16 protein-coding genes, 1 tRNA gene and 2 pseudogenes are annotated in these 24,820 nt (G+C 70.5%); 17 read left to right on the top strand and 2 right to left on the bottom strand.

What is annotated here, in order from left to right; translation table 11 throughout:
- Window positions 1-67: 67 nt before the first annotated feature.
- Window positions 68-754, bottom strand: coding sequence for a trypco2 family protein (locus tag OG219_RS48280; RefSeq protein ID WP_353962408.1), 687 nt, complete (start codon window positions 752-754; stop codon window positions 68-70).
- 186 nt (window positions 755-940) lie between these two features.
- Between OG219_RS48280 and OG219_RS26505 the strand changes: the two are divergent.
- The 6 genes and pseudogenes from OG219_RS26505 to OG219_RS26530 all read left to right on the top strand — a co-directional run.
- A pseudogene (locus OG219_RS26505) lies at window positions 941-1,364 on the top strand (hypothetical protein); the annotation flags it as partial.
- Window positions 1,292-2,167: a type II secretion system F family protein gene (locus OG219_RS26510; protein WP_266830463.1), complete on the top strand. Its 876-nt coding sequence runs from the start codon at window positions 1,292-1,294 to the stop codon at window positions 2,165-2,167. The pseudogene OG219_RS26505 and the gene OG219_RS26510, both read left to right, overlap by 73 nt.
- Window positions 2,164-2,946 carry a type II secretion system F family protein gene (locus OG219_RS26515; RefSeq protein ID WP_266830465.1) on the top strand — a complete coding sequence of 261 codons (783 nt, stop codon included), beginning with the start codon at window positions 2,164-2,166 and terminating at the stop codon, window positions 2,944-2,946. Before OG219_RS26510 ends, OG219_RS26515 begins: the two co-directional genes overlap by 4 nt.
- A 73-nt stretch (window positions 2,947-3,019) precedes the next feature.
- Window positions 3,020-3,229: a DUF4244 domain-containing protein gene (locus tag OG219_RS26520; protein ID WP_266830468.1), complete on the top strand. Its 210-nt coding sequence runs from the start codon at window positions 3,020-3,022 to the stop codon at window positions 3,227-3,229.
- Between the two features lie 34 nt (window positions 3,230-3,263).
- Complete coding sequence (locus tag OG219_RS26525) at window positions 3,264-3,665, top strand: TadE family type IV pilus minor pilin (protein WP_266830470.1); 402 nt, start codon at window positions 3,264-3,266, stop codon at window positions 3,663-3,665.
- A 182-nt stretch (window positions 3,666-3,847) separates the two neighbouring features.
- Window positions 3,848-4,246, top strand: a pseudogene (locus OG219_RS26530) (Rv3654c family TadE-like protein); the annotation flags it as partial.
- A 224-nt stretch (window positions 4,247-4,470) separates the two neighbouring features.
- Here the strand turns inward: OG219_RS26530 and OG219_RS26535 are convergent.
- Entirely contained in the window at window positions 4,471-6,924 is a 2,454-nt protein-coding gene (locus OG219_RS26535) for a DEAD/DEAH box helicase (RefSeq protein ID WP_266830472.1), read from the bottom strand.
- A gap of 80 nt (window positions 6,925-7,004) precedes the next feature.
- On the opposite strand from OG219_RS26535, the gene bldG reads away from it, so the two are divergent.
- The 11 genes from bldG (at window position 7,005) to OG219_RS26590 (ending at window position 23,790) form a co-directional block, all read left to right on the top strand.
- Window positions 7,005-7,358 (top strand): anti-sigma factor antagonist BldG, encoded by a 354-nt coding sequence (gene bldG / locus OG219_RS26540; RefSeq protein ID WP_266457251.1) that lies wholly within the window; start codon window positions 7,005-7,007, stop codon window positions 7,356-7,358.
- Window positions 7,359-7,483: 125 nt separating this feature from the next.
- The gene (locus OG219_RS26545; RefSeq protein ID WP_266830475.1) at window positions 7,484-7,921 is read left to right on the top strand and encodes an ATP-binding protein; all 438 of its coding nucleotides are present in this window, start codon (window positions 7,484-7,486) and stop codon (window positions 7,919-7,921) included.
- 354 nt (window positions 7,922-8,275) lie between these two features.
- The gene (locus tag OG219_RS26550; protein ID WP_266830477.1) at window positions 8,276-10,681 is read left to right on the top strand and encodes a sodium-translocating pyrophosphatase; all 2,406 of its coding nucleotides are present in this window, start codon (window positions 8,276-8,278) and stop codon (window positions 10,679-10,681) included.
- Window positions 10,682-10,905: 224 nt separating this feature from the next.
- On the top strand, window positions 10,906-11,502 hold the full coding sequence (locus OG219_RS26555; protein ID WP_266830479.1) for a small secreted protein: 597 nt from the start codon (window positions 10,906-10,908) through the stop codon (window positions 11,500-11,502).
- A gap of 194 nt (window positions 11,503-11,696) precedes the next feature.
- Window positions 11,697-13,223 carry a methyltransferase gene (locus OG219_RS26560; protein ID WP_266830481.1) on the top strand — a complete coding sequence of 509 codons (1,527 nt, stop codon included), beginning with the start codon at window positions 11,697-11,699 and terminating at the stop codon, window positions 13,221-13,223.
- 293 nt (window positions 13,224-13,516) lie between these two features.
- Window positions 13,517-13,714, top strand: a complete 198-nt coding sequence (locus OG219_RS26565) for a hypothetical protein (RefSeq protein WP_266830483.1) — start codon at window positions 13,517-13,519, stop codon at window positions 13,712-13,714.
- A gap of 237 nt (window positions 13,715-13,951) precedes the next feature.
- Window positions 13,952-16,777: a type I DNA topoisomerase gene (gene topA, locus OG219_RS26570; RefSeq protein WP_266830485.1), complete on the top strand. Its 2,826-nt coding sequence runs from the start codon at window positions 13,952-13,954 to the stop codon at window positions 16,775-16,777.
- Window positions 16,778-16,881: 104 nt separating this feature from the next.
- Window positions 16,882-20,268, top strand: coding sequence for a dTMP kinase (tmk, locus tag OG219_RS26575; RefSeq protein ID WP_266830487.1), 3,387 nt, complete (start codon window positions 16,882-16,884; stop codon window positions 20,266-20,268).
- 368 nt (window positions 20,269-20,636) lie between these two features.
- On the top strand, window positions 20,637-21,842 hold the full coding sequence (locus OG219_RS26580) for a DNA polymerase III subunit delta' (protein ID WP_266830489.1): 1,206 nt from the start codon (window positions 20,637-20,639) through the stop codon (window positions 21,840-21,842).
- 139 nt (window positions 21,843-21,981) lie between these two features.
- Window positions 21,982-23,610, top strand: coding sequence for an alpha/beta hydrolase (locus OG219_RS26585; RefSeq protein WP_266830491.1), 1,629 nt, complete (start codon window positions 21,982-21,984; stop codon window positions 23,608-23,610).
- Window positions 23,611-23,716: 106 nt separating this feature from the next.
- Window positions 23,717-23,790: transfer RNA gene (locus tag OG219_RS26590), tRNA-Thr, on the top strand.
- The last annotated feature ends 1,030 nt before the right edge of the window (window positions 23,791-24,820 follow it).

Below are 24,820 nucleotides of genomic sequence, written 5' to 3' on the forward strand. Positions count from 1 at the left end.
GGCCGGAGCAGCTCCGGCTCACCGGTCAGCATGTGCGATCTTCGGCAGCACAGCGGCTGCTGACGGTCTAGAGCGCTTCTTCGTCTCCGACGGACTTCACCAGAGTGCTCTGCAGGGGCGTCAGGGTCACGCGTACCCGCTGTGTTGCCGACGCGCCCCGCTTACCCTCGGTCCCGCCATCCACGACCCAGAAGCGGAGGCCGGCCCGGCCGGTTGTCTCTCTCGTCGTGCACAGGTCGATCTCCAGCTCGAGCGGGCCCATGACGAACATTGGCTGATTCGCCGCAGATTGCTGAGCTGCTTGCAGCTCCTCCCGCAGAGCCTGGATCCACTCGGCCAGCCGAACGGGCTCGTGACCTTTCGCCACCGTTCCCCCCGTCTCGCACGGTTCGGTTGCGCTCGATGACTGATCCTGCTCGCTCTCTGCGGGCGTGAAACCCGCCCACGTCGAAGACGGACACCGTGGCCGCTTTCGTCGCGGACGGTGACGTCGCGCGGGTCCTCGTCGTGGTTGATCCAGATGTGTTAGCCGGCGCGGCCACCCTGTTGCTTGCCCGCCCTCAGCTCTAGCTTGACTCTGTCGGGGATCTTGGATGGTCGGGCTCAGCATCAGGTGGACGCAGCGGACGTCGGTGCGAATTGCTCCGCTCAGCGACTTGTCGTCCACCGCAACCGCTGCCCGTACCGGGCGGGGTGGCGGCGCGGGAGGTGGCGGCACGACGGTCAGGCCCGCTACGTGTTGGCTTCGGTGCATCAAGCTCGTTGACCCGCACCGACCTGCTTCTTTCACGGTGAGCGACAGGCATGCGGGGCGTGGCCTGTACGCGGAGCGGACACTGAAATCTTTCGTGCGACGTATGTGATGGAGATCACTGCACAAAAGATTTCAGCGCCCTGGTAGGCGACATGCCGACTGAAATCTTTCCTGCCATCCGACAGCTGCGGAACGGTGCACGCGAACGCTGCGGCGCAGGTTCCGGCCCGCCTGGAGGCGCTGGGCACGGCAGCAGGGCTCGACCGGGCCGCGCTGCACAGTCAGTTGGCGGCGGCGTTGTCGGTGGTCGTGCATCTCGTACGCGACCGGGCCGGGCGGCGGCGGATCGCCGAAGTGCATGTGCTCGAACGGGACCCCTCGGGGCTGGTGGTGACGATGCCCGCGCTGCGGTGGGGTGCGGAGGCCTTCGCGTACGAGCGGGGGTGGGAGCGGCTGGAGGGGCTGCTTCGGGACGGGAGCAATGGGGGCGGACTGCTGTGACGGGGACGGAAGGCCTGGATGCGAACGGGGAGCGGGATGGCGATCGGTGAGATGTCCGGGATGTCGGTCGGGGCGGCCATGGTGTGTGCCGGGGCGGCGGCCTGGTTGATGGGCGGGTGGGACTCGGGGGTGCGCAGGGCGAGGTTGCTGGTGGCGAGTGGGGGAGTGGTGGGGGCTGGTCCGCCGTCTTGGGAGAAGGCGCTCGTCGGATGGCGGCGGCTGCGTGGGCGCCTGAGGCCCGAAGGGTGGTCGTTGGTCGCCGGGTTGGTGGTCGCGTTGATCGGCGCGTCTGTGGTGCCGCTGTTACTCGGGCTGGCCGGGGTGCCCTTGTTCGGGCGGGTGCGGCGGGCCGCGGAGGCTCGGCGGGAGCTGGAGCGGCGGGGGGACGCGGTGATCGCCCTGTGCGGGGCGCTCGCCGGTGAGGTGCGGGCCGGGAGGCAGCCGGGTGAGGCACTGCTCCGGGCCGCGCGTGACTCGGCCGGGCTCGGTGAGGCGCAGGCGGTGGTGCTGGCGGCGGCGCGGTTCGGCGGGGATGTGCCGGGCGCGCTCACCGACGTGGCACGGCAGCCGGGGGCCGACGGGCTGGTGGGGCTCGCCGCGTGCTGGCGCGTGGCTGTGGACCGGGGTGCGGGGCTTGCCGCGGGGCTCGACCGGCTGGAGGGGGCGTTGCGTGCCGAGAGGGACCAAAGGGCTGATCTGCGGGCGCAGTTGGCCGGTTCGCGGTCCACGGCGGTGATGCTCGCGGGGCTGCCGGTGCTGGGGCTTCTGCTCGGTACCGCCTTGGGCGCCGATCCGCTGCACGTGCTGCTGCACACCGGACCCGGCTTGGCCTGCCTGCTGATCGGCGGGGTGCTGGAGGGCGTGGGGCTGTGGTGGGCGATGCGGATCGTGAGAGGAGCGGAGTCGGCATGAGTACGGAGGTTGTCCACAGGCTGGGGGTGGCCGTGTGGGGAGCGCTGACGCTCGGATGGCTGGCGCGGTCGCTCTGGGCGGCGCGGCGTCGACGGAGGGTGCGTCGGAGGCTGGCCGAGTTGCTGGCCCTGGAGGCGGCGTCGAGCGGGCGGCGCTTGGAGTTGCGGGGCGTCGGACGACGGTGGCTGCCGGTGGCGGGTGCTGTGTGTGCCGGCTGGGTGCTGGTCGGGGGGCTCGCTGGGGGTCTGGTGGGGCTGGCGGCCGGGTTCGGGGTCTGGCGGTGGCGGCAGCGGCGGGGACCTGGGCCTGTCGAGGAGTACGACAGGGCGCGGGCCGCGCGACAACTTCCGCTTGCCGCCGATCTGGTGGCGGCGTGTATCGCGGCAGGCGCGGGCCCCGTAGTGGCGGCTCAGGCCGTGGGTGAGGCACTGGGAGGGCCTGTGGGTGAGCGGCTCGCGCGAGGTGCGGCGGAGATGCGGCTCGGGAGTGAACCGGTTGCGGCGTGGCGGAAGTTGGCGTCGATACCGGGCGCCGGGCCGCTGGCCAGGCTCTTGGAGCGCGCGGGTGAGGCGGGTGTACCGGCGGCCGTGCCCGTCGGGCGCCTCGCCGCCGAGGCCCGCGCCGAGTGGGGGCGCACCGCCACTGCACGGGCGCGCCGGGCGGCCGTCATGGTCACCGCGCCTGTGGGGCTGTGCTTTCTGCCCGCGTTCCTCGCGATCGGCGTGCTGCCCGTGGTGATCGGGCTGGCGGGCGGGCTGTTGGGAGGGGGTGATGGATGAGGTGTGAGGGCGGCGGTGACGGTGTTCGGTGAACGGCAATCGACCAATGGGCTTGGACCTTACGGGGGTTGAGATGAGCAAGGCAGTACGAGTGCAGGTACGGGTGCGGGCGTGGTTGCTCGGGCTGGTGCGGAGGGACGCGGGAATGGTCACCTCCGAGTACGCGGTGGGGATCATCGCGGCGGTCGCCTTCGCGGCCGCGCTCTACAAGGTGTTGACGAGTGGACAGGTCAGCGCGGAGTTGCAGGGGATTGTGGAGCGGGCGCTCAATGTCCAGATGTGAACGGAGGACAGGGGATCCGGGGCGGGTGACGCCGGTGACGAGCGGGCCGGCTCGGGCAGAACGAGGGGCCGTCGGCCCACTCCGCCGCCGGGACCAGGGTTACGTGACCGCCGAGGCGGCCGTGGTGCTGCCCGCGCTGGTGCTCGTCGCGATGTCGCTGGTCTGGGCCCTGCTCGCCGCGTCCGCGCAGATCCAGTGCCAGGACGCGGCGAGGGCGGGTGCCCGAGCGGCGGCTCGCCAGGACCCGCCCGAAGCCGTCCTGACGACCACGCGCCGAGCGGCACCGCGGGGCGCACGAGTCGAGGTGAGCCGGGAGGGCGACCTGGTCCGGGTGACGGTCACCGCGAGCGCGCCCGGTCCCGACGCGCTGACCCTGGAGCTGAGCGATGAGGCAGTGGCTCTGGCGGAGGAGACGGTGGGGGTGAGCGGGGGATGACGGGAGGTGGTTGGTCAGGTGCAGTGGGCCGCAACTGCGCTGCTCGGAGGTCGGGTTGGTCGAGTTCGCTGAGTACATCGGACTCGCCGAGCGCATCGGCCGGGTCTGGTGGGTCCGCCCGGTCCGGCAGGCCTGCCAGGTCGGAGCGGCCGGCTCGGTCGGACAGGCTTGCGAGGCCCGAAATGCCTGCTTGGCCCGCCAGCCCGGCCAGGCCCGCCAGGCCCGCCGGGCAAGCCAGACCCGACAGAGCAGTCCGGTCGGACAGAGGCTCGGCGACCGTCTGGTCGGTCGGAGTGATCGCCGTGCTGTGCGTTGTGTTCGGGGCGGTTCTGGCCATGGGGCAGGTCGTCCTGGTCCGTCACCGGGCGGCGGGAGCGGCCGACTTGGTGGCGCTCGCCGCGGCGGACCACTGGATGGACGGCACGACGGCGGCCTGCGCCGAGGCGGATCGAGTGGCACGGGCTCAGCATGCACGGCTCGTCCGGTGCGCGATCGGCGGCGAGATCTCGGACGTCACGGCGGCGTCGGGCCGGGAGCCGTTCGCGGCGGAGGTCAGGTCGAGAGCGGGACCGGCGGGACCCGTGCAGTCGACGGGACCTGCGGAGTCGACGGGGCAGTTGGTGGGGTTTGAGGAGCTGGCAGGACCAGGACCTACGGAGTCGGCGAGTCTTGCGCAGCTGACGAGCCCCGCGCAGCCGGTCGATCCTCTGGGACCGGTCGAGCCGGCGGGACCGGGACCGGGACCGCGACAGGTTCCGCCCGACCCGCCGCAACACCGACCAGGTGACGTCGGTGCCCCGCCCGGCTAGCCCTCCGGCGCCCCCCGCAGCAGCTCCGCGAGCAACCGCACAGCCCCCCGCTTGTGCAACGGGTCGTTCCCGTTGCCGCACTTGGGGGACTGGATGCAGGACGGGCAGCCGGCGTCGCACTCGCAGGAGGCGATGGCTTGGCGGGTGGCGGTGAGCCAGTTGCGGGCGGTGTGGAAGGCACGCTCGGCGAAGCCCGCGCCGCCGGGGTGGCCGTCGTACACGAAGACCGTGGGCAGCAGGGTGTCCGGGTGCAGCGGGACGGAGACGCCGCCGATGTCCCAGCGGTCGCACGTGGCGAAGAGCGGGAGCATGCCGATGGACGCGTGCTCCGCGGCGTGCAGGGCGCCGCCGAGGATCTCCGGGTTGATCCGGGCCGCGTCCAACTGGTCCTCGGTGACCGTCCACCACACGGCGCGCGTACGGAGCGTGCGAGGAGGGAGGTCGAGTTTCGTCTCGCCCAGCACTTCACCAGTGATGACACGTCGACGCAGGAAGGAGACGACCTGGTTGGTGACTTCGACGGAGCCGTAGCACAACCGGCCCTGGCCCCAGGGGAGTTCGATGTCCGTCTCCAGGACGGAGATGGCGGTCGTGTCGCGGGCGACCGTCGAATACGGCGGGTTGGCCTCCTCGACCAGGGCGACGGAGTCCTCCAGGTCCAGTTTGCGCACCAGGTACGTACGGCCCTGGTGCAGGTGGACCGCGCCCTCGTGGACCGTCGTGTGCGAGGCGCTCGCGTCGACCGTGCCGAGCAGCCGGCCGGTTCCGGCCTCGACGATCTGCACGGGGCTGCTGCCCTCACCGCGGATGTCGGTCAGGTCCGCGGCCCGCTCCCGGCGCGTCCAGTGCCAGGCCTTCGTCCGGCGGCGCAGCAGCTTCGCGGCCTCCAGCTGCGGCAGCAGGCCCGGGGCTGCCGGGCCGAACAGCTCCAAGTCGTCGTCCGTGAGCGGGATTTCGGCGGCGGCAGCGCACAGGTGCGGGGCAAGGACGTACGGGTTGTCCGGGTCGAGGACGGTGGACTCCACCGGCTGGTCGAAGAGGGCCTCGGGGTGGTGGACGAGGAAGGTGTCCAGCGGGTCGTCGCGGGCGACGAGGATCGCCAGCGCGCCCTGTCCGGAGCGTCCGGCGCGGCCCGCCTGCTGCCACAGGGAGGCCCGGGTGCCCGGGTAGCCCGCGATGACGACGGCGTCCAACCCGGAGACGTCGAGGCCGAGTTCGAGGGCGGTGGTGGCGGCGAGGCCGAGGAGTTCGCCGGAGTGGAGGGCGCGTTCGAGGGCGCGGCGTTCTTCGGGGAGGTAGCCGCCGCGGTACGCGGCCACGCGCCGGGCCAGTGAGCGGTCGATCTCGGCGAGGCGTTCCTGGGCGATCACCGCGATCAGTTCGGCGCCGCGGCGGGAACGTACGAAGGCGATCGAGCGCATGCCCTGGACGGTGAGGTCGGTGAGGAGGTCCGCGGTCTCGGCGGTGGCGGTACGGCGGACGGGGGCGCCCTTCTCGCCGTGCAGTTCGGTGAGAGGGGGCTCCCAGAGGGCGAAGACCAGTTCGCCGCGCGGGGAGGCGTCGTCGGCGACCTCGACCACCGGGAGGCCGGTCAGGCGGCGCGCGGCCACCGAGGGCTCGGCGGCGGTCGCGGAGGCCAGCAGGAAGACGGGAGAGGCGCCGTAGTGGGCGCAGAGGCGGCGCAGGCGGCGCAGGACCTGGGCGACATGGGAGCCGAAGACGCCGCGGTAGGTGTGGCACTCGTCGATGACGACATAGCGCAGGGCACGGAGGAAGGAGGACCAGCGGGGGTGGGAGGGCAATATCCCGCGGTGCAGCATGTCGGGGTTGGTCAGGACGTAGTTGGCGTACTGACGTACCCATTCGCGTTCCTCGAAGGGGGTGTCCCCGTCGTACACGGCTGGGCGTACCGCGTTCCCCAGAGGTTGTGAAAGTTCCTTCACAGATCGACGCTGATCTGCGGCGAGGGCCTTCGTCGGGGCGAGGTAGAGGGCGGTCGCGCCGCGGCCGTTCGGGGCCTCGGAGCCGTCCAGGAGGGCTGTCAGGACGGGGGCGAGATATGCCAGGGACTTGCCGGAGGCCGTGCCGGTGGCGACGATCACCGACTCGCCGTCCAGGGCGTGCTCGGCGGCCAGTGCCTGGTGGGCCCAGGGGTGCTCGATGCCCGCGGCCTGTACCGCGGCGATGACCTCCGAGCGGATCCGGTCGGGCCAGACTGCATGGCGGCCCTCGCGTGGGGGCAAGTGCTCCGTATGAGTGATGCGCGAAGCCCGACTCGGCCCCGAGGCCAGCCGGTCCAGGACCGTGCTCGGCGAGGGGCGGGAAACGGTGTCCGTCGAGGGTCGATCGGATCGGTGATTCTTGGCCATCGGCACCGAGTGTGTCACTGGCGTGACGGACAATGGGGCCAAGGCGTCGTGCACGCCTGCCGGTAAGTGATTGAATGCCATCGCGGCTGGCGAACCGTCCCGGGGGCTCTGCCGAGGTGTCCCGTGGGGCGACCGCTCGATAGCAAGGTGCTGGAGGATTCGTGGACCTGTCTCTGTCGACTCGCAGTGTGTCCGGCCCTAACGGCGACCGTACGGTCGTCGAGGTCGGTGGCGAAATCGATGTATATACCGCGCCCAAGCTGCGCGAGCAGCTGGTCGAGCTGGTGAACGACGGCAGTTTCCACCTTGTCGTCGACATGGAGGGCGTCGACTTCCTCGACTCCACCGGGCTCGGCGTTCTGGTGGGCGGCCTGAAGCGCGTGCGTGCCCACGAGGGCTCGCTGCGGCTGGTCTGCAACCAGGAGCGCATTCTGAAGATCTTCCGTATCACCGGCCTCACCAAGGTGTTCCCGATCCACACCTCGGTCGAGGAAGCGGTGAACGCCACCGACTGACCCGTCCGCGGGCCGCGAGCCGAAGAACGGCACAAGTCGCGCGCCCATGACGGCAGAAGCAAGGAGGGGGGACCGGGCCCGGTGGCCCGGCCCTCCGACAGCACGCCCGTAGCTGAGGGGGATGCATGGCCACCGTTGAGCTCCGCTTCAGCGCGCTGCCCGAGCACGTCAGGACCGCCCGACTGGTGGCGGCAGCGGTGGCGCGCAGGGCCGGAGTGGACGAGGCCGTACTCGACGAGGTCAGACTCGCTGTCGGCGAGGCCTGCACCCGTGCCGTCGGACTGCACCAGAGCAGCGGTATCTCGGCGCCGGTGCGGGTGCTGCTGATCGAGGAGGAGAAGCAGTTCTCCATCGAGGTCGGCGACGAAGCGCCGCGCACGGCTCCCGGTGAGTCGGTGCCCGGCGCCTCCCCCGGCGACCCGGACGTGGAGACCGAGGAGGACGAGATGGGGCTCGCGGTCATCAGCGGCCTCGTCGACGACGTCGAGGTCACCGCCGGGGAGAACGGCGGACTGATCAGGATGAGCTGGCCGACCACGCCGCCGGCCCCGCTCGTTCCCTGACATCCCCGTCTCGCCACTGACTCCACCCCACCCGCATCACTCGTGAGTGACGACGTGGGTAATCAGAAGGGCCCTGCTGAGCAGGGCCCTTCTGCATGTCCGGCACTCGCGCACCCGGCTCACTCGCCACTCCGGCCCCTTTTCGTGAATTCATTCACGATCATTCACGCGATTATTTGATCAAGCGTCAACGGTTTTGGGGCATTACCTCCTTCGGGCCCCATGGATACCCGGCGATCATTTGCTGAAGAGCATGTGAAGGCGAATTCCGCTTACCGCCCACTGTTTTGATCAGGTTCCGGTACCTACAATCCGTCCACATCTTGAGCTCAGCACAGGCGTCAAGGAGGACGAATGGCGGGGCTTTCTACCCCTCAGCAGTTTGACCACCCCACAACCTTCGCAGCCGCAGTACTGACGGACGACAACCGTCTGATCGTGATGGTCATCGGGGTCGTCGCGCTCGCGGCGCTCGTGGTCGCCGGGGTCCTGGTACGCCAGGTACTCGCGGCGGGCGAGGGCACCGACAGCATGAAGGAGATCGCCAGGGCGATCCAGGAGGGCGCCAATGCCTACCTTGGACGGCAGATGCGCACCCTCGCGGTATTCGCCGCCGTGGTGTTCTTCCTGCTCATGCTGCTTCCGGCGGACGACTGGAATCAGCGTGCCGGACGGTCGATCTTCTTCTTGATCGGCGCGGCGTTCTCGGCGACCACCGGCTATATCGGTATGTGGCTCGCCGTACGGAGCAATGTCCGCGTGGCCGCCGCGGCAAGGGAAGCGACTCCGGCGGAGGGTGAGCCCGAAAAGGATCTCACCGCCGTCTCGCACAAAGCCATGAAGATCGCTTTCCGCACGGGCGGCGTCGTCGGCATGTTCACGGTGGGGCTCGGTCTGCTGGGCGCCTCCTGTGTGGTGCTGGTCTACGCGGCCGACGCACCGAAGGTCCTGGAGGGCTTCGGTCTCGGTGCCGCGCTGATCGCGATGTTCATGCGTGTCGGCGGCGGCATCTTCACCAAGGCCGCCGACGTCGGCGCCGACCTGGTCGGAAAGGTCGAGCAGGGCATTCCGGAGGACGATCCGCGCAATGCCGCGACCATCGCCGACAACGTGGGCGACAACGTCGGCGACTGCGCCGGTATGGCCGCGGACCTCTTCGAGTCCTACGCCGTGACGCTCGTCGCCGCGCTGATCCTCGGCAAGGCCGCGTTCGGCGACGCCGGGCTCGCGTTCCCGCTGATCGTGCCCGCGATCGGCGTACTCACCGCGATGGTCGGCATCTTCGCGGTGGCGCCCCGGCGCTCCGACCGCAGCGGCATGTCCGCGATCAACCGCGGGTTCTTCATCTCCGCGGTGATCTCGCTGGTGCTGGTGGCCGTGGCCGTCTACGCCTATCTGCCGGGGACGTACGCCGACCTCGACGGCGTGACGGACGTAGCCATCGCCGCCAAGGAAGGCGACCCGCGGATCCTCGCGGTCATCGCCGTCGCCATCGGCATCGTCATGGCCGCGCTGATCCAGCAGCTGACCGGCTACTTCACCGAGACCACCCGCCGTCCCGTGCGGGACATCGGCAAGAGTTCGCTCACCGGCGCGGCCACCGTCGTCCTCGCCGGTATCTCCATCGGTCTCGAATCGGCCGTCTACACCGCCCTGTTGATCGGCCTCGGCGTGTACGGGGCCTTCCTGCTCGGCGGTACGTCGATCATGCTGGCGCTCTTCGCCGTGGCCCTCGCCGGCACCGGCCTGCTCACCACCGTCGGCGTGATCGTGGCGATGGACACCTTCGGGCCGGTCTCCGACAACGCCCAGGGCATCGCCGAGATGTCCGGTGACGTCGAGGGCGCGGGCGCGCAGGTGCTCACCGACCTGGACGCCGTGGGCAACACCACCAAGGCCATCACCAAGGGCATCGCCATCGCCACCGCCGTACTCGCGGCCTCGGCGCTCTTCGGCTCGTACCGCGACGCGATCCTCACGGCCGCGAACGAAGTCGGCGAGAAGGTCTCGGGGCCGGGCGCGCCGATGAACCTGATGATGGACATCTCGCAGCCCAACAACCTGGTGGGTCTCATCGCGGGCGCCGCGGTCGTCTTCCTCTTCTCGGGGCTGGCGATCAACGCGGTCTCGCGGTCCGCCGGGGCCGTGGTCTACGAGGTGCGGCGGCAGTTCCGCGAGCACCCCGGGATCATGGACTACACCGAGAAGCCCGAGTACGGGCGCGTCGTCGACATCTGCACCAAGGACGCGCTGCGCGAACTGGCCACGCCCGGTCTGCTCGCCGTACTCACTCCGATCGCGATCGGCTTCTCGCTCGGGGTCGGCGCGCTCGGATCGTTCCTCGCGGGAGCGATCGGCACCGGCACGCTGATGGCGGTCTTCCTCGCGAACTCGGGCGGTGCCTGGGACAACGCGAAGAAACTCGTCGAGGACGGCCACCACGGCGGCAAGGGCAGCGAAGCCCATGCCGCGACGGTGATCGGCGACACGGTCGGCGACCCCTTCAAGGACACCGCCGGACCCGCGATCAACCCGCTGCTGAAGGTGATGAACCTGGTGGCGTTGCTGATCGCACCCGCGGTCGTCAAGTTCTCGTACGGCGACGACAAGAGCGTCGGGATGCGCGTGCTGATCGCGGTGCTCTCGATCGCTGTCATCGTGGGCGCGGTGTACATCTCCAAGCGGCGCGGGATCGCCGTGGGTGACGAAGGCAACGCGGAAAGGGTGGCCAAGTCGGCCGACCCCGCAACGGTGTCGTAGGGGTCACAGGGGCCCGGCCTCGCACCTGGTCAGGGTTCCGAAGGCTCCACTCAATGGGCGGGCGGACGGCGCGTGCACACGTGCCGTCCGCCCGCCTTGTGTGTGTTCACACCTTCTCCGTGAGCCTTCTCTCGCTTGGTGCAAACGGCTATAAAAGGTGACCAAGCAGACATTCAGCGTACGAATGTTGCGCGCATGGCGTGTATGTTCCGGGGCCGAGAGCCATGGAAGGGACCAATCCGGTGAACAAGAAGCTCGCGGCCGCACTGTCCGGCGGTGCGGTACTGGTACTGGCGCTGTCGGGATGCAGCAGCGACGACAGCAACGACAAGCTGAACTCCTGGGCCAAGCAGGTCTGTGACGCGGTGCAGCCGCAGATCCAGAAGATCGCGGCGGCCAATGCCCAGATCCAGAAGGAGACCTCGGACGACAGCACCCCGGAAGAGGTCCAGAAGGCCGACTCCACGGGCTTCCAGGACATCTCCGACGCCTACAAGACGATGGCGACCGGCATCGAGAACGTCGGGCCGCCGGACGTCGACGACGGCAAGAAGAAGCAGGAGGACGCGGTCAAGGAGCTCAACGCCCTCTCCGCGTCCTACGCCGACCTGGTGAAGCAGTCGGATGCGCTCAACACGAAGGACCAGGCGAAGTTCGCGGACGGACTCAGCGGTGTCGCCGAGCAGTTGGGCAAGCTGAGCAAGAGCGGCAACGACGCCCTGAAGAAGCTCGAAGAGGGAGACGTCGGCAAGGCGATGGCGACGCAGGAGAGCTGCAAGTCGGCGTCCGCGTCGGCCTCGGCTTCGGCGACCCAGGGCTGATCCGGACGCGCCGACTCTCCTGGGCCGACCCCGGGAGGGCGATCGTTCGTCAACCGAAAGAGGGCCCGGTACGCGCGCGTGCCGGGCCTTCGGTGTGTCCTGCGCGGCTCACGGGGTGGACTTGTCCACAGGCCTACGAGAGTGGGCGCGGGCTTGTCCACAGGTGCACGCCCGCGTCGCCGGAAGCGGACACAATGGGGGATGTGAGCCACACCAGCCAGTCACTCCTGCCCTCGCCCGGTCGCCTCGATGTCGCCGCCCGGTTGCGGGACGCCCTGCTCGGGGCTTCCTTCACCGTTGACGGCCTGCTCGACCTGCTCGGCGCCCCCGCGTACGCCGCGCTGGCGCGCAGTGAGACCGTGCCGGCGCTCCGGGCCACCCGGGGGGACACCCCGCTGGAGACGCTCGTACGGCTGTTCCTGCTGCAGCAGCCCGTGCCGCACGCGCGTGTGGCGGATGTTCTGCCGGTCGAGGACTGTGTGGAGGCCGGCTGGCTGGCGCGGGTGGGCGGGGACGAGGTCGCCGCGAGCGTGGACATCCGGCCCTACGGCGGCAGCGACGGGCAGGACTGGTTCATCGTGTCCGACCTGGGGTGTGCCGTCGGTGGTGCGGGCGGCATCGGCAGCCGGGACGAAGGCGTCGTGCTCGGCGTGGGCGGCGCCTCCACGACCCTCGCGGGCATCACCGTACGTAGGCCGGTGGCGTCGGCCCTCGACCTCGGCACCGGCTCCGGGATCCAGGCTCTGCACGCCGCACAGCACGCCACACGCGTGACCGCGACCGACCTCAACCCGCGCGCGCTGCACATCACGGCACTGACCCTGGCGCTGTCCGGCGCCCCGGCCGCCGACCTGCGCGAGGGGTCCCTCTTCGAACCGGTCGCCGACGACACGTACGACCTGATCGTCTCGAACCCGCCCTTCGTGATCTCGCCGGGCGCCCGGCTCACCTACCGCGACGGTGGAATGGGCGGGGACGATCTGTGCCGGACGCTCGTTCAGCAGGCGGGGGCACGTCTCAGGGTTGGGGGGTACGCGCAGTTTCTGGCCAACTGGCAGCACGTGGAGGGGGAGGACTGGCAGGACCGGCTCCGGTCGTGGGTGCCGCGCGGCTGTGACGCGTGGATCGTGCAGCGCGAGGTCCAGGACGTCACGCAGTACGCCGAGTTGTGGCTGCGCGACGCGGGCGACCACCGGGTGGATCCCGCCGAGTACCAGGCGCGGTACGACGCCTGGCTGGACGAGTTCGAGGCGCGCAAGGTGAAAGCGGTCGGCTTCGGGTGGATCACGCTGCGCAGTTCGGCGGCCGCCCAGCCCTCGATCACCGTCGAGGAGTGGCCGCACTCCGTCGAACAGCCGCTCGGGGACGCCGTGCGCGCGCATTTCGAGCGCGTCGACTATCTGCGGGCGCACGACGATGCCGCCCTGCTCGCCGGGCACTTCACGCTCGCGGCCGAGGTCGTCCAGGAACAGGTCGGGCTGCCCGGCGCCGAGGACCCGGAGCACGTGGTGCTCCGTCAGAACCGTGGGATGCGCCGGGCGACGAAGGTGGACACGGTCGGCGCGGGCTTCGCCGGCGTGTGCGACGGCACGCTGAGCGCCGGCCGGATTCTGGACGCCATCGCCCAACTGGTCGGCGAGGATCCGGTGTTGTTGCGGGACCGGACACCCGCGCAGATCCGGCTGCTGGTGGAGCAGGGGTTCATCGAGCCTGCGGGATGAAGTGGTGAGGGCGTCCCGGCGGCATCGTCCCCGAGACGTATTCGTACCGCCGATTGCGTACGACTCCTGGCATCCCGAAGCCGGGCAGCGACAAGTTCGAGTCGAGTTGGGCGCCCGGATCCGAACCGGTCCGAAGCGACCGCACGAGAAAACGAGTGGGAAGGCGCCCGCACCTGGGCGATCACAGGGGCTCATGGGGTGTCGGCCGCCTGGTGTTCACCATGGGTTCGCGTGCTCGCCGCCGGGGCCTGTCAGCGTCCCGACCCTGAAGACCCGGGCGGAAGGACAGAGACGTGGAAAGCGGACCGGCGATCTTCACGGGGGCGGTGTTCGCACTGTTCGGAGGCGGACTGCTGGCCTGGACCGCGACCAGGGTGCGCCGTGGCGAGCCCGTCGCCGTCGGTGTGAACCGCGTCGCATCGGCGACGCTCGCGAGCGTCGCCGGAGCAGGGGCACTGGCGCTCGCGATCTGGTGCATCACGCGCGCGTGAGGGCATCGACTTCGGTAACTGGGAGGTCACACTCCGGATAGGGCCGAAACGGCTGGTCGACACTCCGGGCGGCAGGAATGGCGGTAGTCGGGTTACCGTTCGAGTGGCCGTTGCGGGCTTTTCCCGTTTGACACGGGGGCGGGATGTACCGTCACACTCCGCAGCGTCAGCACGACCCGACCCCCGGGAGCAAAGGCCTGGGGAGATCCCCCGCGTCGACCGGAGAGAAGAGCGAAGTTGTCCCCGACCAGCGACACCGCACACGGCGGCCGCCGACTCGTCATCGTCGAGTCGCCTGCCAAGGCGAAGACGATCAAGGGCTATCTGGGCCCCGGCTATGTCGTCGAAGCGAGCGTCGGGCACATCCGTGACCTTCCCAACGGCGCTGCGGAAGTACCCGAGGAGTACACCGGCGAGGTGCGCCGCCTCGGCGTGGACGTCGAGAACGACTTCCAGCCGATCTACGTGGTCAACGCTGACAAGAAGGCTCAGGTCAAGAAGCTCAAGGACCTGCTGAAGGACTCCGACGAACTCTTCCTCGCCACCGATGAGGACCGCGAGGGCGAGGCCATCGCGTGGCACCTCCTCGAGGTCCTGAAGCCCAAGGTCCCCGTCCACCGGATGGTCTTCCACGAGATCACCAAGGACGCGATCCGCGCCGCCGTCGCCAACCCGCGCGAGCTCAACCAGCGGATGGTCGACGCCCAGGAGACCCGCCGCATCCTCGACCGTCTCTACGGCTACGAGGTCTCGCCGGTCCTGTGGAAGAAGGTCATGCCCCGCCTGTCCGCGGGCCGAGTGCAGTCCGTGGCGACCCGCCTCGTCGTCGAGCGGGAGCGCGAGCGCATCGCCTTCCGCTCCGCCGAGTACTGGGACCTGACGGGCACCTTCGGCACCGGCCGCACGGGAGACGCCTCGGACCCGTCGCAGCTGGTCGCCCGCCTCACGGCCGTCGACGGCAAGCGCGTCGCCCAGGGACGCGACTTCGACTCCCTCGGCCAGATCAAGGGCGCCAACACGCTCCACCTGGACGAGACGAACGCCCGTGCGCTCGCCGCCGCCCTGGAGAACACGAACTTCGCGGTCCGCTCGGTCGAGTCCAAGCCGTACCGCCGCTCGCCCTACGCCCCGTTCCGTACGACGACGCTCCAGCAGGAGGCCTCGCGCAAGCTCGGCTTCGGCGCGAAGGCCACCATGCAGGTGGCGCAGAAGCTGTACGAGAACGGCTTCATCACCTACATGCGTACGGACTCCACGACCCTGTCGGACACGGCGATCACCGCCGCCCGCACCCAGGTCACGCAGCTGTACGGCGCCGACTACCTGCCGGACAAGCCGCGCACGTACGCCGGGAAGGTCAAGAACGCCCAGGAGGCGCACGAGGCGATCCGTCCCTCGGGCGACCGTTTCCGTACCCCGGCCGAGACGGGCCTGACCGGCGACCAGTTCCGGCTGTACGAGCTGATCTGGAAGCGGACCGTCGCCTCCCAGATGAAGGACGCGGTCGGCAACTCCGTCACCGTCAAGATCGCGGGCAGGTCCGCCGACGGCCGCGACGCCGAGTTCAGCGCGTCCGGCAAGACGATCACCTTCCACGGCTTCCTCAAGGCGTACGTCGAGGGCGCGGACGACCCGAACGCCGAACTCGACGACCGCGAGCGCCGGCTGCCGCAGGTGGCCGAGGGCGACCCGCTGTCCGCCGAGGAGATCACGGTCGACGGGCACGCCACCAAGCCCCCGGCCCGCTACACCGAGGCGTCGCTGGTCAAGGAGCTCGAAGAGCGCGAGATCGGCCGCCCGTCGACGTACGCGTCGATCATCGGCACGATCCTCGACCGGGGTTATGTGTTCAAGAAGGGCACGGCCCTCGTGCCGTCCTTCCTGTCCTTCGCCGTGGTCAACCTGCTGGAGAAGCACTTCGGGCGGCTCGTCGACTACGACTTCACGGCCAAGATGGAGGACGACCTCGACCGCATCGCGCGGGGCGAGGCGCAGTCCATCCCGTGGCTGCGGCGGTTCTACTTCGGCGAGGGCGAGGCGAGGGGTGCCGCCGAGGCCGGGAACGGCGACGGCGACCACCTCGGCGGCCTCAAGGAACTCGTCACCGACCTGGGCGCCATCGACGCCCGCGAGGTGTCGTCCTTCCCCGTCGGCAACGACATCACGCTGCGAGTCGGGCGCTACGGCCCCTACATCGAGCGCGGCGAGAAGGACTCCGAGAACCACCAGCGGGCGGACGTGCCCGAGGACCTGGCCCCCGACGAGCTGACGATCGAGCTCGCCGAGGAACTGCTCGCCAAGCCGAGCGGCGACTTCGAGCTCGGTGCCGACCCGGTGACCGGCCACCAGATCATCGCTCGCGACGGCCGCTACGGCCCGTACGTCACCGAGGTGCTCCCCGAGGGCACCCCGAAGACGGGCAAGAACGCCGTCAAGCCGCGTACGGCCTCGCTCTTCAAGGCGATGTCGCTCGACACGGTGACGCTGGACGACGCGCTGAAGCTGATGTCGCTGCCGCGTGTGGTGGGCAAGGACGCCGAGGGCGTGGAGATCACCGCGCAGAACGGGCGCTACGGGCCGTACCTCAAGAAGGGCACGGACTCGCGGTCCCTCACCGCCGAGGACCAGCTCTTCACGATCACCCTCGAAGAGGCGCTGGAGATCTACTCCCAGCCCAAGCAGCGCGGGCGTGCGGCCGCCAAGCCGCCGCTGAAGGAGCTGGGCGAGGACCCGGTCAGCGGGAAGCCCGTCGTCGTCAAGGACGGCCGTTTCGGGGCGTACGTGACCGACGGCGAGACCAACGCGACCCTGCGGTCCGACGACAGTGTCGAGGAGATCACCCCGGAGCGGGGCTTCGAGCTGCTCGCCGAGAAGCGTGCCAAGGCGCCGGCCAAGAAGACCGCGAAGAAGGCTCCCGCCAAGAAAACGGCCACCAAGAAGGCCCCTGCCAAGAAAACGGCTGCCAAGAAGACCACGACTTCGAAGACGGCTGCCAAGAAGGCACCCGCCAAGAAGGCCGTCGCGAAGAAGACGGCGGCTTCGGAAGTCGGTTCCGAGGGCTAGGGCCTGTGTCTGACGCGTGTGCGCCCCTACACCTTTTGGTGTGGGGGCGTCCGTATGTTCGGGCACCCCTTCGGGGAGTCAGTGGGTCCGGATAGGCTGTCAGGATGACGCGAGCCGAGCAGCCAACGGCCCACAATCCGGCCCCCGACGACGCCCTGGTCGCAGATTCCCGGGAGCGCGCCGTGCGCGCTCTGCTGCGCCAGCCGCAGTTGAAACGGCTGTGGAGCGCCCAGCTCGTGGGCGGTGTCGGTGATGCCCTGGCCCTGCTGGTCCTGGTCGTCCTGGCTCTGCAGGCGGCGATCTCCGAGGGTTCCTTCGGCGGTGGCTACCGCGGAGTCGCCCTCGCCGTGGCGGCCGTTTTCGGGGCACGTGTCCTCGCGACGCTGCTCTTCGGGGCCGTACTTCTGGGACCGCTCACCTCGCTGACCTCCCAGGAGGGGCTGCTCGACCGGCGCTGGACCATGGTCGGGGCGGACGGCGTGCGCGCCGCGCTCATGATCGTCGCGCCACTGTGGATCGACTGGACCCCGGACGACGCGCTCGCCGTCATCCTGGTCGTCGCCTTCGTGACCGGTGTCGCCGAGCGGTTCTGGACGGTCTGCCGGGAGAGTGCGGCGCCCGCGCTGCTGCCCGCCCCGCCGCTGGAGGGCGCCACGGTGCGCCCCCTGCCGGACCACATGGACGCGCTGCGGCGCCTGTCGCTGCGTACGGCATTCCTGGCGGTGCCGATCGCGGCCGCCGCGCTCGTGGTCGTATCCCTCGTCAACAACCTGCTGGGCGCCGGGATCGCCTGGTTCGGTCTGCACCAGGCGGCGCTCGCGTCGTACGTCGCCGCCGGGCTGTTCGCCGCCTCGCTGTCGGTGCTGACCTTCCTCGAACTGCCGGACGCGCGCACCCCGCGCGCCAGGTCGCCGCTGGAGGGCCTGCGCCGCCCCAAGACGGGCACGGGCGTCGAGACGGGCCGTACGGGCGCGATTCCGCTCCTTGTGCTGGCCTGCGCCGCCGTCGCCGCGGCGATCTCGGCCGCCGTCGCCGTCTCCGTGCTGCACGCCAAGGACCTGGGCGGCGGACCGGTGACGTACGGGCTGCTGGTGCTGGCGCTGACCGGCGGTGTCGTCATCGGCATCCGTACGGCCTCCTCGGTGGTGCCCTCGCTGTCCCGTCGCAGGCTGCTCGCGCTGGCGATCGCCTTCACCGGCATCGCGCTGCTGGCCGCCGGACTGGTCCCGGACGTCACCACCGTGCTCCTGATCGTCGGCTTCGCGGGCGTCGGCGCGGGCGTCGCCGCCAACACCGGGCACGCGCTGCTCGACCAGGAGACCGAGGAGTACCGGCGCGCGCGTACGACCGAGCATCTGCACGCGGTCGTACGAGTGTTCGTGGCGCTCGGCGCGTTGGTGGCGCCCCTGGTGGCGGCCTTGATCGGTCCGCACCGCCTGGAGAGCGGCAAGTTCGTGTTCGCGCACGGCGGCGCCGCCTTCACGCTGATGCTGGTCGGCGCGCTGCTGCTGCCGGTCGCCGCCCTGGTGCTCGCCAAGGCCGACGACCGCTCCGGAGTGCCCCTGCGGCACGACCTGAGGGACGCGCTGCGCGGCGGCGACGACCCCGTGCAGGCCACGGCCGTCTCCGGGTTCTTCATCGCCCTGGAGGGCGGCGACGGGGCCGGGAAGTCGACGCAGGCGGAGGCGCTCGCGGAGTGGATCCGCGCCAAGGGCCACGAGGTCGTGGTGACCCGGGAGCCGGGAGCCACGCCGGTGGGCAAGCGGCTGCGGTCGATCCTCCTTGACGTGTCGTCGGCCGGCCTTTCGCACCGGGCGGAGGCGCTGCTGTACGCCGCCGACCGAGCGGAGCACGTCGACACGGTGGTGCGGCCCGCGCTGGAGCGGGGAGCCGTCGTGATCTCCGACCGGTACATCGACTCCTCGGTGGCGTACCAGGGGGCGGGCCGTGATCTGTCGCCGACCGAGATCGCGCGGATCTCGCGATGGGCCACGGACGGACTCGTTCCGCATCTGACGGTGCTGCTGGACGTCTCGCCGGAAGCGGCGCGTGAGCGGTTCACGGAGGCGCCGGACCGGCTGGAGTCGGAGCCCGCCGAGTTCCACGCGCGCGTGCGGTCCGGTTTCCTGACGCTCGCCGCCGCCGACCCGGGGCGCTACCTCGTCGTCGACGCGGCGCAGGAGCCCGAGGCGGTCACCACCGTCGTACGGCACCGGCTCGACGTGATGCTGCCCCTCTCCGAGGCCGAGGTGAAGGCCCAGGAGGAGGCTCGCAAGGCGGCTGAGGAAGAGGCCCGGCGGAAGGCCGAGGAGGAGGCCGCGCGCAAGGCCGAGGAGGAGCGCCTGGAGCGCGAGCGCCAGGAGCAGCTCGCCCGGCTGCGTGCGGAGGAAGAGGAGCGCAAGCAGCGCGAGCTGGAGGAGGCCCAGCGGCGCGAGGCCGAGCGCCAGGCGGAGGAGGCCCGGCAGCGCGCCGAGGAGGCCCGCCGCCGCGCCGAGGAGGAGCAGGCCCGCCGGCTGGCGGAGGAGCAGGTGAGGGCCGCCGAGCAGGAGCGTCTGCGCAGGCAGGCCGCCGAGGAGGCGCGGCTGCGCGCCGAGGCGGAGGCGCGCCGCTTGGAGAAGCAGCGGAAGGCCGAGGAGGCGTTGCTGCGGGCTGAGGAGGCTCGGCGGGGGGCGGCGGAGGCGGCGGCGGCTTCTGCAGCCGCGGCGGCTGCAGAAGCTGCGGCGGTGGAGGCTGCCGCTTCGGCCTCGGCCTCGGCCTCAGGTTCTGAGTCGGCTGCGGGTTCGTCGGCTTCTGCTCCGGCGGCGCCCGACAACGAGACCACCGTGCCTACGCCGGTCGTGGCGCCGTCGGGCGGGTCGGCCCGGGCGGTGGATGACACGGCGGTGCTGCGGCCGGTGCGGGGTGATGAGGGCCGGGGCGGTGCGCGGTCCGGCTCCGGGGCGGGTGCTCGTTCTGCTGCGCGTTCCGACTCCGAGGAGACGGCCAAGCTGCCGCAGCCGCCGGTGCCCGAGCGGGCTGCGGACGAAACGGCGGTGCTGCCGCCGGTGACTTCGGGGCCGGCGGACGAGACCGCTGTGCTGCCGCCTGTGTCTGACCGGGCTGCGGACGAAACGGCTGTGCTGCCGCCTGTGCGTGGTCGGGCTGCGGACGAGACGGCCGTGCTGCCGCCGGTGACCTCGGGTGCTGCCGATGAGACGGCTGTGCTGCCCCCGGTGCGGGACGCCGCTGCGGGCACGTCCGCGGGTGATCCCTCGGATCGGGTGCCGCCGGGCTTCTTCCGCGACGAGCGCGCCGCGCAGGGGTCCGACGATTCCGGCGACCGTACGCGCGAACTGCCCCAGGTCGACGCCGAGGGCACCCCGCGTCGACGCCCTCGCTCCGACTGGGCGGAGGAGACACCGCTCGACGATCTCCCGACGCTGGCGGACGAGCTGCTGGGCCCGCGCGAGGACGACGACTGGGACGAGGGGCGGGGCGGCCGCCACCGCTGACATCCGGTGGGCTGCGGTGGGGGAACCTGCGGCTGCTGCTGTCGGGGCCACTGGCCGGAGCTGTTGAGACCTGCGGCTGTTGCTGTCGGGACTACCGGCCGCAGCTGTTGAGACCGGCGGTCGCAGCTGATGGGACCGGCGGCTGCAGCTGTTGGGACTGTCGGTTGCAGTTGTCGGGACCACCGGCTGCAGTTGTCGGGACTGTCGGCCGGAGTTCTTGGAACCGGTGGCCGCGGCAGCGGAAGGGCGGCGGTCGCGGCTGCCGGCCCCCGGTTGCAGCCGCGGGCCCCCGGCCGGGGGACCCGTTGTCAGTGGCGACCCGCACAATGGACGCGGCAAGGCGAAATGCGACGGAAGGGCGGTGCCCCGTGCCCGTGTGGGACGACCTGGTGGGTCAGGAGAAGGTGAGCGAGCAGCTTGCCGCCGCTGCCCGTGACGCCGACGCCCTCGTCACGGCGATCGCCTCGGACACCCCGCCGCCCGAGGCGTCCAAGATGACGCACGCCTGGCTGTTCACCGGCCCGCCCGGTTCGGGCCGTTCCACGGCGGCGCGGGCGTTCGCGGCCGCCCTCCAGTGCGTGAGCCCCGACCGCGCGCTGGGCGGTGTCCCCGGCTGTGGCTTCTGCGACGGCTGCCACACCAGTCTGGTCGGTACCCACGCCGATGTGCAGATCGTCCGCACCGACATGCTTTCCATCGGGGTGAAGGAGACCCGTGACCTGGTCCGCCGCGCCCAGATGTCCCCGGCGACCGGCCGCTGGCAGGTCATCGTCCTGGAGGATGCCGACCGCCTCACCGAGGGCGCGGGCAACGTCCTGCTAAAGGCTGTGGAGGAACCGGCTCCCCGTACGGTCTGGCTCCTGTGCGCCCCGTCCATCGAGGACGTCCTGCCCACCATCCGCTCCCGCTGCCGCCTGCTCACACTCCGCACCCCGCCCGTGGACGCGGTGGCCGACATCCTCGTACGCCGTGACGGCATCGAGCCCGGCGTGGCGGCGGTTGCCGCGCGCGCGACGCAGGGCCACATCGGTCGCGCCCGTCGCCTTGCCACGGACCCGCGTGCCCGCGAGCGCCGGGCCGCCGTCCTCAAGCTGCCCCTCCGGATCGACGACATCGGCGGCTGCCTCAAGGCGGCCCAGGAGCTGATCGACACGGCGTCCGAGGACGCCAAGCAGCTCGCCGAGGAAGTCGACGTCAAGGAGACCGAGGACATGAAGGCCGCGCTCGGTGCGGCCCAGGGCGGCCGCATGCCCCGCGGTACCGCGGGCGTCATGAAGGAGCTCGAGGACAACCAGAAGCGCCGAAGAACGCGTACGCAGCGCGATGCACTGGACCTGGCCCTGATCGACCTCACCGGGTTCTACCGCGACGTCCTCGCCCTCCAGCTCGGCTCGCGTGTGGCCCTCGCCAACACGGAGTCCGAGGACATCCTGGAGAGGCTGGCCCGCGGCGGCCCACCGGAGGCGACCCTGCGCCGCATCGACGCGATCGCCGCGTGCCGCGAGGCCCTCGACCGCAATGTGGCTCCGCTGCTCGCGGTGGAGGCGATGACGATGGCGCTGCGGGCGGGCTGACGGCGTTCGGGCATCGAGGCGTGGTCCGTGTGTCCAGAGACGTCGGCCTGGCTGGTGTGACTGGTTGACCGCGTCACTCGAACGAGGCGCTTGGGCAACTGATGGTGATCAATTGATCGCGTAAGGTTACGCTCGCTGGATGTACATCAGGCGCGCTCCTCGGCCGGCCCGGTCCGGCCGGCCGATCAGTTCCCCTAGTCCGTTCCGTACGCAGCCCCGGTCGCTCCGGGTGGGCGGCGTGCTGCTGGCCGCCACCGCGCTGCTCGTCTCGGCCTGCTCCTCGGGGAGTTCGACCACGGCGTCGACGGCGGACTCGGCGCTGGCCGCGCTGCCCAGTTCGACGCCGTCGGCACTGTCGCCGTACTACGGGCAGAAGCTGACCTGGCGTACCTGCGGTGTCCCCGGCTTCGAGTGCGCCACGATGAAGGCGCCGCTGGACTACGCGAAGCCGGCTTCGGGCGACATCCGGCTGGCCGTCTCCCGGAAGAAGGCCACGGGCCCGGGGAAGCGTCTCGGTTCGCTGCTGGTCAACCCGGGAGGGCCGGGCGGCTCTGCGGTCGGCTACCTCCAGGCGTACGCCGGTATCGGCTACCCCGCGGAGGTCCGCGCCCGCTACGACATGGTCGCCGTCGACCCGCGCGGCGTGGCCCGCAGCGAGCCGGTCGAGTGCCTCACCGGCCGTGAGATGGACACGTACACGCAGACGGACACCACCCCCGACGACGTGCAGGAGACGGACCAACTGGTCGATGCCTACAAGCAGTTCGCCGAGGGGTGCGGGCAGCGCTCGCCCGACCTGCTGAGGCACGTGTCCACGGTGGAGACGGCCCGCGACATGGACATGCTGCGGGCCGTCCTTGGCGACAAGAAGCTGACGTACGTCGGGGCGTCGTACGGAACGTTCCTCGGGGCGACGTACGCCGGGCTCTTTCCCGACCGGGCGGGCCGGCTGGTCCTGGACGGCGCGATGGATCCGTCGCTCAGTGCCCGCAAGCTGACCGAGGGCCAGACGGCGGGCTTCGAGACGGCCTTCCAGTCGTTCGCGAAGGACTGCGTGAGCCGAAGCGACTGCCCACTGGGCGGCACGGGCACCAGTGCGGACCAGGCGGGCAAGAACCTCAAGGCCTTCTTCCAGCAGCTCGACGCGGCCCCGATCCCGGCGGGCGACGCGGACGGCCGCGAACTCGGCGAGGCGCTCGCGACGACCGGTGTGATCGCGGCGATGTACGACGAGGCGGCCTGGCAGCAGCTGCGCGAGGCCCTCACCGCGGCGATGAAGGAGAAGGACGGCGCGGGTCTGCTCTCCCTCTCCGACAGTTACTACGAGCGGGACGCCGACGGGAGGTACGCCAACCTGATGTTCGCCAACGCGGCCGTGAACTGCCTAGACCTACCGGCCGCCTTCTCCCGCCCCGACCAGGTGGAGAAGGCCCTCCCCTCCTTCGAGAAGATGTCCCCCGTCTTCGGCGAGGGCCTGGCCTGGGCCTCCCTGAACTGCGCGTACTGGCCGGTGAAGCCCACGGGCGAGCCCCACCGCATCGAGGCGAAGGGCGCCGCCCCGATCCTCGTGGTCGGCACCACCCGCGACCCCGCGACCCCGTACCCCTGGGCCCAGGGCCTCGCCTCCCAGCTCTCCTCCGCCACCCTTCTCACCTACGTCGGAGACGGCCACACGGCCTACGGCCGCGGCAGCGACTGCATCGACTCCACGATCAACCGCTACCTCCTCAAGGGCACCCCCGCCACCAAGGGAAAGCGCTGCTCATAACCCTGCCGCACCCCCCGGAGGCGGTCTCCCGGGGCGTGTTCGGAGCACCCCTCGAAACTGTGTAGACTTACCCGCGTTGCTGATCGCACCATAGTGCGGACGGCGCGCCGCCTTAGCTCAGATGGCCAGAGCAACGCACTCGTAATGCGTAGGTCTCGGGTTCGAATCCCGAAGGCGGCTCTGAGGAACCCCAGGACTCACTCGCCGTGACCTGGGGTTTCTTGTTTCTGTTGACCTTGGAATCCGGGTCAATCGGACATGGGTGGTCTATGCATCGCAATGCGTAGGTCGGAGGTGTGGTTTCTGTGCCCGTACAGACGATGCGAGCCTCCGACCTGGTCTTTTGCTCATCCAAGAGGGATGGGGCAGGAATGCGTGATGAGTCTCGGTGGACAACCGGTGGACAGGCGTGCGTGACACTTCATCAGGGAACGGGTCGGTCGGAGAGCCGCGCACCGGATCCTAGGCGTGAGCAGCAATTCGCGCGGCGTCGTCGTCCTGGCTGTGGGCACCCTGGGTGCTGTATCCGTTTCTGTTGAGGTCCCACAAATGCTCGGCGGGACTCCGGGGCGATGTTGTCGCGCTACCACGGCGAGTGAATGACTGCCGATTCGCCCCCTCCGGGTGGCTCGCGCCCCTGTGAGGCGGGTGCGGCTCGGTGCCTGCGGCAACCGTTGGGTGCCCGACTTGTTCAGCGCCATGTGGCCAAGGACCTTCACCGCTCTGTCTTTCTCACCGCGTCCGCCGCGGTGCTGCTCGCAGCAGCGAACCCCGCGTTCGCAGATTCTCCGGTGTGCAGGCGGGCGACGACGTTGCGGCCAATCCCGATGACGGCAACGCCTTCCGGCAGTGCGTCCACGGCAACCTGGTGCGGGTGCCGTGCCCGGCTGGCCTGGGAGGCATGCAGGTCGGTTGGCCAGGCCAACGGCACCTGACCGACTTCCTCGCCCCTCATGGCAGTTGAATTTCCAAAGCTCTGTGGGTGCTTCTGGAATATGCAATTCTTGGGGTGCTATAGGCATTTGCCTCTTACGAGGCGGGTGATCGGGGTGCTCCCAGTGCTCGGCGCGACGGCGGAGTCAGCGCCTTCCCAAATTTTCGCCCGCCTGGCTTCGCCGAGCCGGCTGACGCCCGGTGGGGCGCAAGACGATGTCGCTGTGGCCTTCCGGCCATGGAGACCCGCGTCCGGGGCCCGCGCCGGGGGCCACCG

Source organism: Streptomyces sp. NBC_00038 (assembly GCF_026343635.1).
GTDB lineage: Bacteria > Actinomycetota > Actinomycetes > Streptomycetales > Streptomycetaceae > Streptomyces.

Coding starts and splice junctions, on each gene's coding strand:
- OG219_RS48280 (WP_353962408.1), bottom strand. CDS start 754: ATGCACCGAAGCCAACACGTAGCGGGCCTGACCGTCGTGCCGCCACCT.
- OG219_RS26510 (WP_266830463.1), top strand. CDS start 1,292: ATGGCGATCGGTGAGATGTCCGGGATGTCGGTCGGGGCGGCCATGGTG.
- OG219_RS26515 (WP_266830465.1), top strand. CDS start 2,164: ATGAGTACGGAGGTTGTCCACAGGCTGGGGGTGGCCGTGTGGGGAGCG.
- OG219_RS26520 (WP_266830468.1), top strand. CDS start 3,020: ATGAGCAAGGCAGTACGAGTGCAGGTACGGGTGCGGGCGTGGTTGCTC.
- OG219_RS26535 (WP_266830472.1), bottom strand. CDS start 6,924: ATGGCATTCAATCACTTACCGGCAGGCGTGCACGACGCCTTGGCCCCA.
- OG219_RS26545 (WP_266830475.1), top strand. CDS start 7,484: ATGGCCACCGTTGAGCTCCGCTTCAGCGCGCTGCCCGAGCACGTCAGG.
- OG219_RS26550 (WP_266830477.1), top strand. CDS start 8,276: ATGGCGGGGCTTTCTACCCCTCAGCAGTTTGACCACCCCACAACCTTC.
- OG219_RS26555 (WP_266830479.1), top strand. CDS start 10,906: ATGGAAGGGACCAATCCGGTGAACAAGAAGCTCGCGGCCGCACTGTCC.
- OG219_RS26560 (WP_266830481.1), top strand. CDS start 11,697: ATGGGGGATGTGAGCCACACCAGCCAGTCACTCCTGCCCTCGCCCGGT.
- tmk (WP_266830487.1), top strand. CDS start 16,882: ATGACGCGAGCCGAGCAGCCAACGGCCCACAATCCGGCCCCCGACGAC.
- OG219_RS26585 (WP_266830491.1), top strand. CDS start 21,982: ATGTACATCAGGCGCGCTCCTCGGCCGGCCCGGTCCGGCCGGCCGATC.